At 34.9% G+C, this 15,804-nt stretch carries 13 protein-coding genes; 3 read left to right on the forward strand and 10 right to left on the reverse strand.

Annotation, left to right across the window (positions count from 1 at the left end):
* Positions 1 to 12 precede the first annotated feature (12 nt).
* Together IEX29_RS02845 and IEX29_RS02850 are read right to left on the reverse strand one after the other, a co-directional pair.
* Positions 13 to 600, reverse strand: coding sequence for a hypothetical protein (locus IEX29_RS02845; RefSeq protein ID WP_188732968.1), 588 nt, complete (start codon positions 598 to 600; stop codon positions 13 to 15).
* 86 nt (positions 601 to 686) lie between these two features.
* On the reverse strand, positions 687 to 1,199 hold the full coding sequence (locus IEX29_RS02850; RefSeq protein WP_188732969.1) for an ureidoglycolate lyase: 513 nt from the start codon (positions 1,197 to 1,199) through the stop codon (positions 687 to 689).
* A 367-nt stretch (positions 1,200 to 1,566) separates the two neighbouring features.
* On the opposite strand from IEX29_RS02850, the gene IEX29_RS02855 reads away from it, so the two are divergent.
* On the forward strand, positions 1,567 to 2,337 hold the full coding sequence (locus tag IEX29_RS02855) for a DeoR/GlpR family DNA-binding transcription regulator (protein ID WP_188732970.1): 771 nt from the start codon (positions 1,567 to 1,569) through the stop codon (positions 2,335 to 2,337).
* A gap of 530 nt (positions 2,338 to 2,867) precedes the next feature.
* On the opposite strand, the gene IEX29_RS02860 is transcribed toward IEX29_RS02855, so the two are convergent.
* The 7 genes from IEX29_RS02860 to purB all read right to left on the reverse strand — a co-directional run bounded on the left by IEX29_RS02860 (position 2,868) and on the right by purB (position 10,721).
* Positions 2,868 to 3,758: a dihydrodipicolinate synthase family protein gene (locus tag IEX29_RS02860; RefSeq protein ID WP_188732971.1), complete on the reverse strand. Its 891-nt coding sequence runs from the start codon at positions 3,756 to 3,758 to the stop codon at positions 2,868 to 2,870.
* Positions 3,759 to 3,936: 178 nt separating this feature from the next.
* Positions 3,937 to 5,439, reverse strand: coding sequence for a tripartite tricarboxylate transporter permease (locus tag IEX29_RS02865; RefSeq protein WP_188732972.1), 1,503 nt, complete (start codon positions 5,437 to 5,439; stop codon positions 3,937 to 3,939).
* A 21-nt stretch (positions 5,440 to 5,460) separates the two neighbouring features.
* The gene (locus IEX29_RS02870) at positions 5,461 to 5,895 is read right to left on the reverse strand and encodes a tripartite tricarboxylate transporter TctB family protein (RefSeq protein WP_188732973.1); all 435 of its coding nucleotides are present in this window, start codon (positions 5,893 to 5,895) and stop codon (positions 5,461 to 5,463) included.
* A 66-nt stretch (positions 5,896 to 5,961) separates the two neighbouring features.
* Entirely contained in the window at positions 5,962 to 6,927 is a 966-nt protein-coding gene (locus tag IEX29_RS02875; RefSeq protein WP_188732974.1) for a Bug family tripartite tricarboxylate transporter substrate binding protein, read from the reverse strand.
* A 17-nt stretch (positions 6,928 to 6,944) separates the two neighbouring features.
* Positions 6,945 to 7,967 carry a D-cysteine desulfhydrase family protein gene (locus tag IEX29_RS02880; RefSeq protein ID WP_188732975.1) on the reverse strand — a complete coding sequence of 341 codons (1,023 nt, stop codon included), beginning with the start codon at positions 7,965 to 7,967 and terminating at the stop codon, positions 6,945 to 6,947.
* The gene (locus IEX29_RS02885) at positions 7,964 to 9,364 is read right to left on the reverse strand and encodes an MmgE/PrpD family protein (protein ID WP_188732976.1); all 1,401 of its coding nucleotides are present in this window, start codon (positions 9,362 to 9,364) and stop codon (positions 7,964 to 7,966) included. Before IEX29_RS02885 ends, IEX29_RS02880 begins: the two co-directional genes overlap by 4 nt.
* Positions 9,357 to 10,721 carry an adenylosuccinate lyase gene (purB, locus tag IEX29_RS02890; protein WP_188732977.1) on the reverse strand — a complete coding sequence of 455 codons (1,365 nt, stop codon included), beginning with the start codon at positions 10,719 to 10,721 and terminating at the stop codon, positions 9,357 to 9,359. The genes IEX29_RS02885 and purB overlap by 8 nt, the downstream gene beginning before the upstream one ends.
* A 123-nt stretch (positions 10,722 to 10,844) precedes the next feature.
* Here purB and IEX29_RS02895 point away from each other — a divergent pair, with 123 nt between their 5' ends.
* On the forward strand, positions 10,845 to 11,729 hold the full coding sequence (locus IEX29_RS02895) for a LysR family transcriptional regulator (RefSeq protein ID WP_188732978.1): 885 nt from the start codon (positions 10,845 to 10,847) through the stop codon (positions 11,727 to 11,729).
* A 1,244-nt stretch (positions 11,730 to 12,973) separates the two neighbouring features.
* A complete protein-coding gene (locus tag IEX29_RS02900; protein WP_188732979.1) occupies positions 12,974 to 13,483 on the forward strand; it encodes a YcxB family protein in 510 nt (169 codons plus the stop codon).
* A 42-nt stretch (positions 13,484 to 13,525) separates the two neighbouring features.
* Here the strand turns inward: IEX29_RS02900 and IEX29_RS02905 are convergent, their stop codons facing one another.
* Positions 13,526 to 15,715, reverse strand: a complete 2,190-nt coding sequence (locus IEX29_RS02905; protein WP_188732980.1) for a glycoside hydrolase domain-containing protein — start codon at positions 15,713 to 15,715, stop codon at positions 13,526 to 13,528.
* Between the last annotated feature and the right edge of the window lie 89 nt (positions 15,716 to 15,804).

The raw sequence follows: 15,804 nt of genomic DNA on the forward strand, positions 1-15,804 counted from the left end.
TGAACAATCCGTTTATTTTTTATATGCGTTCAAAAAGACATTACCATTTGGCAGCTTAACAAATGTTTTTTGCGGTATATTTCTAATAATTAAGTAAGCCACCAATGCTGTCGGAACCTTATCGATAATATCTACTGACATATTAGATATAAATGCGCTAGCCCATACCGGCACTCCAGATCCCATTAATATTCCGCCCAGTACTCCTGTTCCACTAACACCAAATCCATTAAATAGGAAGTAAGAAATCAGACTTCCTGATATCCCGACAATCAGCCCCATAATTGCACCGGCTCCAATTGTTTTTGGAACAGTAGTAAAAAATCCTTTTTTAGCCAAGTATCCCGCTAATAATCCCATCAGCATGAAATTAATGACATAGAATAGCGATTGGGGATTTGTAATCGAAATACTTAAACAGGTAAGCAACCCAACAAGGATACCTGCAAATGGACCGGCAATTGCTCCAATAGTAAATGTCCCGATAGTATCTAAAAATAAAGGCAACTTCAATAAAACAGCAATTTGACCACCAACAAAATTAACCGCAACACCAATAGGTATTAAAAAGATTAATAGACCCATGTTTCTATTTTTCATAACCCTTATTTCTCCTTTAATAACAAATTTTTTCTATCAACATTCAACATGATAAAAACGGACGAGAGAGTCCCTTCATCTTCTCTTTAAAATTTCATTTCAACTTTTTCCCCATCAATAAAAGGCACCCAAGGATTCACCATTTCATCACCAAATTTATCTGGTTTCTTTTCAATTGCAAAAAGATACGTAGAATCTTCATTAACCGGATAAGCAGGACTATGCCAAACCCCTCTATTGATTACTATGCCCTGGCCAGGTTTAATCCGAAAACATTGCACAGTCAAGATATCCGGCTGTTCATCCGGATCATCTATATCACCACAAAGTGCTACAGGCTGAATGATTTCTTTATCTAAAGCGATTAACAACTCTTCTCTGCTGACATGACGTTCCATTGCATCTACTATAAGCTCTCTTTGTTTTGTATTTACTAATCCCATTCCTATCGGCTCTGAGACATCTAACATAGCAATGTAATTCCAACAATCCCAGCCCTCTCCTACTTTCGGAGGCGGTGTATTGGGAATCTCAATTACCTTGCCGAATTTTTCAAATTCAGCAGCATTAATATCTTTCACTGTTGTGTACTTAGACATGTTTGTCACTCCTTAAAAATAATATTCTTTTACTTATATCTAATAATTAAAACGCTTTCTTTAAATTTCAAAAACAAAGCTAGATTATTTTTCCAGCAGTACTTTCTAGCATAATTGTAATGAATTCCTATAATACGTTGTATCGTGCTAAAGGTTATTTAACCATTGATAAGAATATCTATAAATCCAGCCTCCTTTTCAAAAAATTATATCTATTTAATAATCAATATAGTATATTACATTATCGTTTATGTCAATATTTTATTTTTTAAATAAACATTATATAACATAAACAAACATAATTGTTGTTAATAACCATATAAATAGCTATAATGATCTTAACGATAGCATTCTAGGAGGAAACTTAATGTTACGAGAAGAGAGACTAAATGAAATAGAAAGAATATTACGTGAAAAAGGACGCGTGGAAGTAGGTAATTTATCAAGAATATTTAATGTCACTGAAATGACTGTGCGAAGAGATTTAGATGAACTGGCTACTCAGCAAATAGCTGTTCGATCACATGGGGGAGCAATCATTCATTCTGATAGGTTACTAGCTGAACGGCCTTATGAGTTAAGAATTTTAATGAACAGAGAAGAAAAGGAAAAGATCGCTGAAGCAGGTCTCTCTTTTATCAATGACGGGGATAAGATATTTATTGATTCCAGTACTACGGGATATTGCCTTGCTCAATCCATTCCTAATGAAAAAAGACTGTTAATTGTTACCGGAACCTTATCAACAGCAGTTGAATTAAACAATCGTCCTAACTTGCAAGTCGTATTTATTGGCGGTGATTTAGAAAAGGAAACTGGTTCCAGCAAAGGGTATTTCGCTGAATTAATGATTAACTCTATGAATTTTGACATAGCTTTTATAGGCGTTCCAAAAATAACCCCAGAAGGCATACTCACTACCTCCAGTATTGATGAGCTAATGACTAAAAAAGCGGTCATTAAAAAAGCTAAAAAGGTTATAGTGTTAGTAGATAGTTCAAAAATTGGTGAACCGGACTTTTTAGAGTTATGTCATATAAGTAAGATTGATACGATTATTACCAATAAAGGTATTGATGAAGGATTTTTACAGACTTGTGAGGAAGAGGGAGTAGAGGTTATATTGACAGATGTGTGAAGGTCGGGATGAACACCTCTAGTTTAGTTTAACTCTTTTAATATCCATTTACCTCTAAAATGGATTTACGCTTACTGTTATTGCTTTACAAGCTTTGGAAATATTGTATCTTTATCAATGAATTAGGATACTCTACACGTAAAGATACTAAATCTATCCTCAGGATATATATTTTTCCCGATATCCTATTTTCATCATTACTTGTAATCATTCTATTTGTAACCCAAAGTGTTTAAATTCAAGTATAACACTTGTTGACATATTTACTCATAAGTTCAAAATAAACCATGCCTAGACTGAGACATGGTTTATTTTGAACCTTATTGTCAATATTTCTTTGATTTCCCTCACAAAACTCAGTCAATTGTTGGCTTATTGTTATCAGATTACCTTTTTTAAAAGCAGTTTAGATGTTTCAGTAGAGTTTATAATCCGTAACAAATTCACCATAACTATTTAAGATTAATTTGAACAATTTATCCTTTAATTATATTATCCAGAATGTTCAAAATCCCACTAAAAATATAAACTTAATTAATCTTCAACTGGGTTATCACATTTCTAATAACAGATTTCTCATCCTCCGCTAATGGTTTTAATGGAAGAATCGGTTCTCCTACATCATAACCTTGAATTTCTAATGCAGCTTTAACACACGCAGCCAGACCATACTTTTGAAAAATCTCGTTAACTTTCCATAGCTCTCTTTGAACCTCAAGTGCTTCTTCCCATTTTTTAGAGCATATTAAGTCATATAAATAGATAGATTCTTTTGGAAAGATACATGCGGGTCCAGCCATCCAGCCTACTCCACCCATTTCCAGGACAGAATAAGGAATATGTGCAGATGCGCTAAATATTTTTAAGTTATCTTCAACTTTATTCATAATAGTAAGCAATCTGCCTGTGTTTCCAGTAGCATCTTTAAAATATTTAATATTAGGTTCTGAAGCAAGATTAATGACAATTTCAGATGTTAGATCTACACCACTAAAATTAGGATTATTGTATAGAACAATTGGACATGATGCAGCATTAGCAATCGTTCTGAAGAAATCAAGAATTTCCGATTTAGAAAGTTTATAATATGTGTTTAGGATGAGGACGCCCCCATCTGCACCCATCTTTTCAAAATGTTTCATTTGGTGTATCGCATCATTTGTGGTGTATGCGGATACACCTGGTATAACTGGTACTTGACCTTGAGCTGCATCAATTACTGTCTGAACGACTTCTATTTTTTGCTCCCAGGAAAGATAATGTACTTCTCCAGTACTTCCAAGCGGACTTAATCCATGTACACCCTTAGCTATTAAATCTTTTGTAAGTGTAGTTAAAACATCCGTTTTAACCTTCCCGGTATCCTGATCTATTGGACTTATTAAGTAAGGAATAATTCCATGAAAATCTTTATGTGACATTACATCATGCTCCCTTTTGATTTTATAATACTTTTTATTTTTACTTTAATCATTCACTTTAATATTACAATATATTATTTAACTCTAAGAAAATAGAAATCTCTTTTCTTAGAATAGGAAAGGCAATAAGGGAAGAACACAACTTTTCAGCTAATAGCTGCATCCTTCATAAGCCATTTTATTCCACATTCTTTCTTCTTCGGAATATTGCAGAAAACACAGGGTAAAAAACAAATAATGCCGCTGCAATTAACAAGCCTAAGCTTATCGGCTGTGTAAAGAATATATTGAATGAATCATTAGATAATACCATGCTTTGTTGATAACTGCTTTCTAATAGAGCACCTAAAACTACTGATAAAATCAAAGCAGAAAAAGGAATATTAAATTTGTTAAACAGATAGCCAACGATTCCAAAAGCAATGATGACCCATAAATCGAACAGACTGTTTTTAAACGCAAAAGCACCCGTAAAACAAAGAATAACAATACTTGCTGCCAATAATTCTTTTGGTACTTTTAATATCGTAGCTGTTAAGAACTTTGCCATTAATAAGCCTAAAGGGAAAATAAATATATATGCTGCTAAAAAACCGATAATTAATAAATAAGCAACTTCAGGGTTGTTATTAAAAAGAGAAGGTCCTGGCTGTAAACCATGAATCATTAACGCCCCTATAAATAATGCAGATACTGAATTTCCCGGGACACCTAAAGAAACTAAAGGAACCATCGAACTGGCAACTACAGCATTATTTGCGGCTTCAGGGGCAGCCACTCCTTCCGGGGCGCCATCTCCAAAGTTCTTTACTTTCTTTTTCAACCTGCGCACGGTGTGATCATAGGCCATATATACAGCCATAATCATTCCAGCGCCTGGAAGTATCCCGATAATTGTTCCTAAACCTCCAGAATATAACATCGTTGGAGTCAGCCTTTTAAACATTTTTTTATCAGGCAATATTTTTCCAACTTTTACTTTCTCTGTTTTATTTTCAACATCTTTTACTTTAGGCACTTCAAATAATTCTAATACAGCAGTAACGCCAAATAGCCCTATCATTAAAGGAACAAGAGGAACACCGTCTAGTAAGTCAGCCTGTTGAAAAGTAAATCGGGCGAAACCTGTTTGTGGGCTCATCCCTATTGTAGCTATAAACAATCCTGTTAAAACAGCTATCATACTTTTTATAACATTTCCTCTAGCCATTCCAATTACTGTACACAATCCTAAAATAATTAATGAAAAGTACTCCGGAGGACCAAATTTTAAAGCTTGTGCAGCTAGAAATGGCGATAACGTTATTAGCACAATACCACTTATAACTCCTCCAATTGTAGAACTAACTGTTGATATTCCTAAAGCTTGACCAGCTAGTCCTTTCTTGCTCATTGGGTATCCATCAATTGTTGTTACAACGGAAGAAGCCGTTCCAGGAATTTTTAATAAAATTGCTGGGAATGATCCTCCAAAACATGTGGCACAATAAATACCTACAAGTAACATAATCGCTTGCTGAGGATCCATACCAAAAGTAACCGGTATTAATACAGCTATTGTGATGTTGTCATTCATACCTGGTAATGTTCCTACTATTAATCCTATAATAACACCCAATAATAGGAAAAGGATACTTGATAGTTGAGCTAATTCTTGTAATCCAATTAAAAATCCATCCATGAGAATTGCCTCCTAACTGTCCTATCCAATAAACGTATTTTGCGGCAATGGTATGTTGAGAAGTGTATCAAAAAGAAAAAAGATGATTGTTACTACTACAATTGCCGTTATCGAGCCGAATATTATTTTTCTGTAACCCATAATAATAAATGTGCTTATAAAAAGTAAGAGAGAAGAAATAAAGTAGCCCAATATTGGTAAAAGAGAGACATAAATAATCATTAAAAATAAAAGGATACTAACTTTCCTAATGTTCGCTATATCAAAAATGACATCACTTTTTTTTCTTATCGCCGTTTTCACTAGTAACGCACAGGAAAAAATAAATAAGGGAATTGAAATGATCACTGGAAATTGCTGTGCCTGCTCCGGCATCTGAAGACTTTGTATAAATATAAATATACTTAATCCAATAAAGAAAATAGATAAATAAAAATCACTATTTTTTAATAACATCTGTTCCCTCCTCACAAACATATAAGAAAGAAGAGTATGAATGACGACATCCATACTCTGCTAGACTTATTCCAAGAATGGCAATACTTGCTGGATAAATTCCTCTTCCGTTTCTATTCTACTATTTAGTTCTGCTGCATCACCCGGTACTACTTCAAATCCATAGCTTTCCATATCCTCTATAAAACCTTTATCATTTATAATATTTGTAAAAATTTCTTCCAATTCAGCCATTGTTTCTTCTGGAGTATCTGCTGGTGCTGCTAAACCACGGAATGGTCCATAAACCAAATCAATTCCTTCTTCTTGGAATGTTGGCGTATCAGGTAATTCTTCTGAACGTTCTTCATCCATAATAGCTATCGGTCTAATTGTTCCTTCTTCAATTTGGCTAGCAACTTCAGCATAGGTTACTAGAGCTGCGTCTACATGCCCCCCTAGTAGCTGTTGAATTTGTTCTCCTGCACTTTCTGTATGAACAAATTCTAAATTCCAACCATGATTTTCATTTAATAAAATACCTGCACTGTGATGTGATGTAGAGTGCCCTGGCGTAACTAAATTAATCTTTCCATTTACAGCTTGATCAGCTACTTTTTCATAGGATTCTAACTCTGACTCACCAGGCACAACTAATAGCTCTGGTTCAAAAGAATATAGAGCAATTGGTGCAAAATCTTCATGCGTATAAGATGTGTCTGTCGTTAATGGATTACTTACAACACTGGAAGTAAAAGCTAGTAATGTATATCCATCTGGTTCAGCATTGGCAACAAAAGTTTGCCCGATTACTGCCCCTCCACCTTCTCTATTTTCAACAACAATATTTTGACCATTCATGTACTCATCTGCATTTTGTGCAATCATTCTACTAATTGTATCAACTGCACCACCAGGACCAAATGGAACAATAAGCGTTATATCCTTTTCAGGAAAGTTTGATTCCTCTGCTTTTCCATTTTCATTACTACAAGCTGTTAATAGTAAAAAAACAGCAATAAAGATAATGGAATATTTACTTATTAATTTCATATCTATCCCCTCTTTTATTAGATTTTAATGGAATCTAAAGAAAATAATGCCGGACTTCCGCCTGTATGAATAAACATGACATTATCTGTATCTTTAAAGTAGTCTTTCTCAATCAAATCAATTAAACCGGACATCCCTTTACCTGTATAAATATGATCCATGAACACACTTTCCGTTTCACTTAAGGTTTTTATAGCTTGTACTCCCTTTTCAGTCGGGATCGCATATCCTTCGCCTATATAAGAGTCAAATACAGTAATATCATCCTCTGACACGTGAATGTCTAAGTTATAATGATTGATAAAACTTTCCGCTTGTTCCAACACTAATTTTTTTATCTCTGATGCTGGTCTGGAAACACTAATACCGATAATTTTAGTGTCTATATTAAATAGTTTTTTACCAATAAGTAAACCGCCTATCGTGCTGGAGCTTCCAACAGAAGTTACTATATAGTCCATATGATTTTTACTTTCAATCATTTGTTGATATATTTCCAAACTGGCTAGACAGTATCCTAATGTTCCAGGTATACTTCTGCCTCCTCTTGGGACAATATAAACGTTTTTACCTTCATTTTCATATTTCTTTTTTATTTCTTCTACTTTTTCTTCACCTAGTATCCTTGCTCTGTTATGTTTTTCCTGTTGTGTTAACTGTTCATCATCAGGATAAGCGAAATGGATTTCTGCCCCTAAAAGCTTGTCTAATAATAAATTTCCTTCATATGCTTCAGGAGCATCGTTTGTAATAACAAGGACAGGTTTTATTCCTGCCTTAACAGCGGCCGCAACTGTTAATCTTCCATGGTTTGTTTGTATACCGCCTGACGTAATCATTACATCCGCTTTCTTTTCTAAAGCATCCGCAACGATGAATTCAAGTTTTCTAACTTTATTCCCGCCAAAAGCCAGCCCTGTTTCGTCATCTCTTTTCAAATAAATATTTGGACCATTTAATTTATCTGAAAGATTTTTCAAGTGTTCAATTTGCGTGGGTAAATTAGCTAATCTATATCTAGGAATATCTTTCCAATTCATAAATGAGCCTCCTGTTTGTTATGGTAAAGCATATCTTTTAAAATACTGTTATATTGTTGTTGTTCTAAAGAAGTTAATTTACCATACAACGATTCAATAACAGCGCTTTCATAATTGTTTTTTAAGCACATTGTAAATTTTTGATGCATATCTTTTTCTGTAAAAGGGTTAGCCGGATGGCCAATCGGATATTCTACTTTCTTTTCAAGTGTTTTCGATTTGGTATTAATCTTGACTGTCGCTACTTTTTCTTTTGACCCGGAGCCTTCTTCTTGCTCTTTATCTACAGTCATCACAACCTTACTCATTAAATCTTGTATTTTCTCCCTGTTCACATTTTCATCTGTAAATGTCTGAAGAGTTATTTCTCTATCAAATAACGCTGCTGCCAGGCAGTATTGCATACTGAATTTTCCTTCTAACGACGTTTTAGCATTGGGATAAATGAGAACCTTAGGTACTTGATAATGTACGATAACTTCAATATTTTCTACCTCATCTGCAGAAATATCATATTTATTCACAAGTTCTAATACTCCATCAATGGAACGGTGTGTATAAGCACAACAAGGATATTTTTTTAAGATAATCCCGAATTCTTCCAGCTCCCATATCTGTCCAATTTTATCGATATTAGACAAATCCAGCTTTTCTCCCGTCGTTAATGTATCAATCGAAATCGGATCTGAGAAAATATCAGTTGTTGCCGTCAGTCCTTTTTTAATTAATTGTGAGAGTAAATAGACATTTTGGTTTAAATAGCCGATATGAAGCGGTTTCGTCATTGTTCCAAAGTTTTTTCTGCTTCCTGCGGCTAAGGAACTTGCTAATCCAAATGCTTGTTTAATTTGTTTCGCATCGAAGTCCATTAAAGCACTGACAGCTGCTGTTGCACCAAAAATTCCTACGGTGGAGGTAGTATGGTAGCCTTGGCCGTACTGCTTTCCGCCTATACTTTCCCCTATCCGCGCTTCTACTTCAAATCCGATTGCATATGCACGCATCATTTCTTTGCCTGTTAAATTCCTTTCCTTCGCTATCGTTAAAATAATTGGAATTAATGTTACAGAAGGATGTCCCTGAAATGTGAAGTTCACATCGTCAAAATCCAATACATGTGACATAGTTCCAAACAGTAATGCTCTTTCCATTCCTTTTCCACCCAAAGCCAGTTCGATTGCTGGGACATCTTCCGTTTGTTCATTTGCTTCCATGATGATTTCTTTAACAATTTGCGTTTCTACTGTATCCACAGCGGCTAAAGTTACACCAATCGTATCTTTAAAAGCATATTTAACAACTTCTCTTACACCATCCGGGATATCCTTATAGGTTGTATTCCGGATAAAATCAACAATTGCATTCATATAAGTATTTGGGTTATCTTTTTTATCCATTTAACTTTTCCTTTGTTTTTTGAACTACCGTATCAGCATAATCGTTGGAATAACCGGTATAATTCGAGATATTAAATAACTCATCCAATTCCTCTTTTGACAGGTTGTCCATAATTTCGCTATTCTCTAACAATAACTTCTCCAAAGCAATATTATTTTCATATGCTTCCATACAAGCATCGTACACAATATCATGTGCCTTTTGCCGGCCTATTTTTTCACCAATTTTAATCATAATTGATTCAGATACAATTAAACCATTGGTTAATTCTAATAAATTCTTTTCCATACGATCTTTATTCACTTGCAAGCCCTTTATAACATCATTGGAACTGCGCAGGATATTGGAAATGAGTAAACAAACTTCAGGTAATGTTTCCCATTCTACTTGCCAGGAAATCATGTCACGTTCATGCTCACTGATCAAACACTCAATAAATAATGGAACATTTGATTTAAGAATTCTAGCTAATGTGACAATGTTTTCAGTTTTAGACGGATTTCTTTTATGAGGCATTGTACTACTTCCTACTTTTCCTTTTTGGAACGGTTCCTCCAACTCTCCAAATTCCGTCTTTTGTAATTGCACTACTTCGTTCGCTATTTTTCCGAGTGTTCCACTGAGAACCCCAAGAAATGATGCAAATTCAGCAAATGTATCTCGTGCTGCATGCCAAGAAATATCTGGCTTTCCAACACCTAGCTCTTTCATAATTTCCTTTTGTAATTCTAATCCTTTACTTGTAACAGATGCTAAGGTACCTACAGCTCCTGAAAATTGACCGACTAACAGTCTTGGCTTCAGTTCTGCCAATCGTTCACTGGATCTATTAATTTCCGATAACCAAACAGCTGCTTTATATCCAAATGTAATAGGGAGTGCCTGCTGTCCATGGGTTCTTCCTGCCAAAACAACTTCTTTATTTTCTTCAATTAAATGAATGAGCCCAAGTTGAAGATTTTTTATTTCACGCTCTATTATTTTAACAACCTCTTTAAGTTGTAAAACATTTGCTGAATCCATAATGTCTTGCGTCGTTGCGCCCCAATGTACATATTGTCCATACCCATCTTCACATACATCAGACAATTGTCTGATCAGGGGAACAATTGGATGACTTGTTCTTTTAATTTCAACACCCAAATTATTTAAATCCATATTTTCTACTTTTGCTTTTGCGTCAATTTCCTTTGCTGCTTCATCTGGAATAATATTCAAATGAGCTTCTGCTCGAGCAAGAGCTGCTTCTACATCTAACCATTTTTGTACTAAATAGCTATCTGAAAATATCTCTCTCATTTCTTCTGTACCAAATAAATCTTTGAATAAAACGGAATCATAAATTGCTGCACTCAAATTTTTAACCTCCAATATTTTAATAAGTTTATCCTATCCCAAAATTCTAATAATTACTAATACTTGTTTTTCATACTTCTTATGCATTTTTGTTATACTAAATAAAAAGGTGGTGCTTAAATAGTGAATAAACAATTAGAATATTTTCGTAAAGTTGCAGAAACAGAGAGCTTTACGAAAGCAGCAGAGCAATTATTTATTTCTCAGCCTGCTTTAAGCCGTTCTATTAAATTTCTAGAAAATGAGCTTGGTGTGCCCTTGTTTGAAAGAAAAGGGAGAATTTTGAAGCTAAACCATTACGGCGAAATATTCCTGGAAAAAGTGGAAGAATCTATTAGCGCTCTTGAAGAAGGAAAAACATTATTAAAAGAATTGGTAGATCCTTTTACGGGAACTATTCGGATTTCTTTTATACATACTTTAGGAAATAATTTAGTACCTGAATTAATCTCAAAATTTCAAAAAATTTATAAACATGTTAATTTTCAATTATATCAGGGAGATGCTGGAGCAGTCATCGAGCATATTGAGTCTGGGAAAGTAGATTTTGGTATTTTAATGGAAGCAAATTTCTCAGAAGATATTATTTATGAAACTGTTAAAAATGAAGAATTATTTGTCATTGTTCCTAAAAATCATCCACTAGCTTCAAAAAAGAGCCTTCCTTTAAATCTAATAAAAGATGAACCTTTTATTGGTTTTAAAGAAGGAATAGGGCTAAGAGCAGTTGCTGATAAGTTATGCTTAAAAGCTGGGTTTTCACCAAATATTACTTTCGAGGGTCAACAAGTTGGAACCGTAAACGGTTTTGTCTCTGCAGGTTTGGGAGTTAGTTTGGTGCCAAAGAACAGAGGAATAAGTGAATTTGATATTCAATGTATACCCGTATCGAATCCTGTGTGTTTTAGAAATATTAATCTTGCATGGAAAAAGGATATTTTTATACCTAAAGTAGTCAATGAATTTAAAAATTTTATATATAAACATATTGCTGCTATTCAAATATAAAATTTTTAACCAGTAAGGGGCTCTTTGTCCCTTACTGGTTTTCATGGAATTCCCATATTCAAGCCAAAGTGTAGTCTGGTTTGTTAGATTATATATTTATAGCTATAATAATTATTCTTGTAGCTTGGATAGCTTTTGGATATGCTATTTTAAGAGGTACAAAAAGAATACTCAAGCAGCGTAAAAATAGGATAGATATATTCACTTTAAAATTATCAGAAGACGAATTAATAAAAAATCTTCACATTTGAATGAAAAAGTTCGTTGGAATGAAATAAATATGTTCCAAGAAGATCGTGAACGGTATTTTTTTATACTTAACAGACGCAATCGCCATCACAATTAAGAAATCCCCTGATAACTTGAATGAAATAAAAACATTGGAATACCAGGAATTTATAAAAAGAAAAGTAAATCATTAAGAAGAAAACTCCACCCAATTCTGGAGTTTTTTTAGCTTCATCATCATTCTAACTATCCTCATCTGCGACTTCAATCACGTCTCTTTCTCCGATTAAAAATGCTATGAGAGCCTAAACAGCTCAATCGACTGCAACTAAAGATCCGACTTCTATAATAATAACTACAGTTAATAAAATACCTAATCCATACCCCATACAATGGCGGCCTGTGTAGCTGTCTCTCTATCAAAAAATACCTCTATTTGTTTAAGATTAGCTTCTACCTTAGACACTATTGTGACAGCAAGCGAAACGCTTCCCCAATTTCCATTGGGATATCTTCGTTAAAGCAAGTCACTCAAAGTTCTGCAGTTGTCCCTGATCCTTTTAGAGAGAATTGAATTACACCAGGACTGATAGATGCGGTCATGTTATCGATTTTTTCTTATAGCCAAAAATTCTATCGGCTGTAAGCATTCCATAGCTTACACCATCTGGTGATTTTGAAATCGCAGTGACCCTTTCACATTCGCTTAGAAGTTCAAGTGAGGAGCTGAATTTCCACAGATGCAAAAATAATCTTGACACTCTAAAAAGATTATACCTTTTACTCATATCATAACTGGTTACGAATCGTTCCGGTTTATTAATAAGAACATTTATTCTCAACCGATTATTTTTTGTATTTCATTGGAATTTTTTATTATATTCCGTATTTTTATGATAAAATAACGTATGTTGTATAGGTTTTATAATAGGTATAACATAAAATGAATGAAGGATTATCAATACGTTCATATTCAAATTAGTATAAGCGAAGATAAGAAATAAGGGGGAAGCTTTTTGATTGCAGAATTTAAAATTACTGATGAAGACTTAATTGCTCAACAAAAAAATGCTATAAACAATACAAAATACTATAAGCGAGCTTTAGTGATGACTATGCTTTTAGTCTATATACTATATTTCTTTGTATTAATATTTGCTGGGTTTTCCATGGATACGATTATATTTTCTATTATATTACTTTTAATTATTTCTCCTATAGCGTGGCAAGTATATAAATATATTTTCTTAATTCGGAATAAACGAGTAATCAAACAACGTAAAAATGGTATGGGAGTATTCACCTTAACATTATCTGATAATGAGTTCGTCAAAAAATCTCAAAATTTAACTGAAAAATTTCGTTGGGATGAAATAAATATGTTCCAAGAAGATAGTGAACGTTATTATTTATATCTAACGGACCTAATCGCCATTACAATCAAAAAAAAACCAGACAACATGAATGAGAAAGAAATGTTAGAATATCAAGCATTTATAAAGAACAAGGCAAATATTAACAAATAAAAAATGGAATAACTCCACCACATGGTGGAGTTATTCTTAGTATTAGGTTATATCATTTTGATCCCCTTTTATTAATGCAATTATAGCAGTAACCGTGGCTGCCGCTGCGAATGCAGGGACCCCATACAATGCAATTAATCCAACAATAAATAAAATACCTAGCAAGGCAGCTGCCGATTGTGCTTCCGGTGTGCTAAATTCATTCCAAGAAGCATTAAGGTTTGTTTCTGTTTTAAAAACCATGGTAACACCCAGCGAAACATTTCCTCCACTTTCTAATGGAATGTCTTCGTTAAAGCAAGTTATACGGAGTTCTGCATTTGCCCCAGAGCCTTTGATGGAGAATTGAATTGCACCAGCACTGATAGACGCTGACATGTCATCAATCATATTCTCATAGTCAAAAATTCTATCTGAAAGCTTTCCATAACTTTCACCAAGAATACTTTCCAAGCTGCCGCTAATACCTTCGGGGGATATGGAAATCGTAGCAACCTTTTCACCTTCACTTGGAAGTTCAAGTGAAGAGCTAAATTCTACGGACCCGGTAAAAATACCTGAAATTCTAAAGAGCTCATAGCTTTTACTCATATCAAAACTGGTTACGAATAATTCCGGTGCAAAGTGCTGTAGACCGGGCATATTTTGCCCCATTCGTACAAATGCAGCGTGTAACGCTTCATAGAGTTCGGTATCTCTTGGATTATCCGGAGGATTTACTGCAGCAACCCCTTGATCCAGACCTGAATAATCATTTTTATCGATACCGAGTACTATATCCCCGCCTACTCCGATATTCACCTCAACAAATTGACTAAATGCCCAGTTTCCAGGCATTGGGAACCCTAAGTTACCACTAAATCCAGTAGACATATTTCCAACAAAACTATAATCTGCTTCTACGTTAGAGGCTCCTTGTGCTCTTATACACGTATTACGAGACCCATAAACGCCCAGTTTGTAGTCTGGTAACGGGCTTGACTTAACCGTATTTAATACGGAACGTACTTCTGCTAAATAAGGGAGAATTTTATTCGTCACTTCAAAATCATACGCATCGAAATCAACCGCAAAATAAATGGTTGTACCGGTTGGGAAGCCAAGCTTGTAAGCTGCTCGAACTGCTTTCCAGGCATCATCTGTTCCTTTTCCCGGTACAAAATAATCAGAATAATAACCGCCATCTTGATAGATAGGAAAAACACGTATTCCATTTTCCTGAAGAATAGCTAGCTCTTCATGCGTCATTGCTTTTGATCGAAGCCCTCCATCCCCACCAACATTTCCGGTTAAATAGCGACCAATTACCTGATAACCATGGTTTTTCAGAAGCGATGCTGTCATCGAGTTGATAACGGTTGATGCATCGCATGCTATAGCTGACCGTCCCTCATAGCCATTACTTGTCAATAATTGCTTAATAGTTGGCATATCTGCGACACCGTTATCTGGAAGTGTCATAAAATTCTGGTACGCCCGCACAGCGATTTCTACATTAGCATTATAATTTCCATTATATGGACTTGTATCGAAGAGGTCACTATTACACGCAAGCGCCCACTGCAAAATTCGATTTAATTTTGTCGCCCCATTACCTGGATGCAGCGTAGGACAATTAGCAACCGTTGATGGACCGAAGTTACCATTAGCAATATGGCCAATCCCTTCTTCATGCTGAAGCGCATATATAATCGCTTGATTTGTCTTTCTTTCGTAAATTCCGTTCGTTGGAATATAGTCGAAGTAGTTACTGTATTCCGCATTCAACGTTTGCTGGATTGTTCTTACATTAGAGCGACCATCTCTATGTTTTACAAACCCATCTGTGTTCAAAATTGCCTTCATTAATTTCGAATCGACAAGTGTTGTCGGCTCCAGCCCAACATCACGTTCAAACTTATTAACAGCCGCTGCTGTTGCTATATAGAATTTTCCAGATAGCCCACCTGGGTTATAACCTTTACAATAAAAAGCAGCCTGTAAAATTTTATTTAAATTATTTGGCTCTGCGTCCTCCGCTTGTATCGTTAAACCAGGAAACGCCCTTTCTGTTGCCGGACCAAATGTCGGTACAGGGCTTGGGATACCAAGTTCTATCTGTAAAGCAACAATTAATGCACCTACCGTAGTGCCGCCAGTGGCACCATCTTCGGATATCACTGTATACCCTTTTCTCCCCCTGTATTCCTCATTCAACCACTTCTGAACTCCTCTTACCATTTCATCTGCCATGCTGCAGCCTCCTCGATATAATAAGTTGATTCTATTTGGAAAAGTCACATTGCCTTGATTTCCTTGCTTTCTAACCCGACTATTTTTTG

Origin of the sequence: Oceanobacillus neutriphilus, assembly GCF_014645515.1 — a bacterium.
Taxonomy (GTDB): domain Bacteria; phylum Bacillota; class Bacilli; order Bacillales; family Amphibacillaceae; genus Oceanobacillus; species Oceanobacillus neutriphilus.

What these genes read in the sequence shown, in the direction of transcription:
- IEX29_RS02905 (WP_188732980.1), bottom strand. Translation starts at nt 15,715, where the DNA reads ATGGCAGATGAAATGGTAAGAGGAGTTCAGAAGTGGTTGAATGAGGAA.
- IEX29_RS02885 (WP_188732976.1), bottom strand. Translation starts at nt 9,364, where the DNA reads ATGGATAAAAAAGATAACCCAAATACTTATATGAATGCAATTGTTGAT.
- IEX29_RS02845 (WP_188732968.1), bottom strand. Translation starts at nt 600, where the DNA reads ATGAAAAATAGAAACATGGGTCTATTAATCTTTTTAATACCTATTGGT.
- IEX29_RS02880 (WP_188732975.1), bottom strand. Translation starts at nt 7,967, where the DNA reads ATGAATTGGAAAGATATTCCTAGATATAGATTAGCTAATTTACCCACG.
- IEX29_RS02860 (WP_188732971.1), bottom strand. Translation starts at nt 3,758, where the DNA reads ATGTCACATAAAGATTTTCATGGAATTATTCCTTACTTAATAAGTCCA.
- IEX29_RS02875 (WP_188732974.1), bottom strand. Translation starts at nt 6,927, where the DNA reads ATGAAATTAATAAGTAAATATTCCATTATCTTTATTGCTGTTTTTTTA.
- IEX29_RS02870 (WP_188732973.1), bottom strand. Translation starts at nt 5,895, where the DNA reads ATGTTATTAAAAAATAGTGATTTTTATTTATCTATTTTCTTTATTGGA.
- IEX29_RS02865 (WP_188732972.1), bottom strand. Translation starts at nt 5,439, where the DNA reads ATGGATGGATTTTTAATTGGATTACAAGAATTAGCTCAACTATCAAGT.
- IEX29_RS02855 (WP_188732970.1), top strand. Translation starts at nt 1,567, where the DNA reads ATGTTACGAGAAGAGAGACTAAATGAAATAGAAAGAATATTACGTGAA.
- IEX29_RS02850 (WP_188732969.1), bottom strand. Translation starts at nt 1,199, where the DNA reads ATGTCTAAGTACACAACAGTGAAAGATATTAATGCTGCTGAATTTGAA.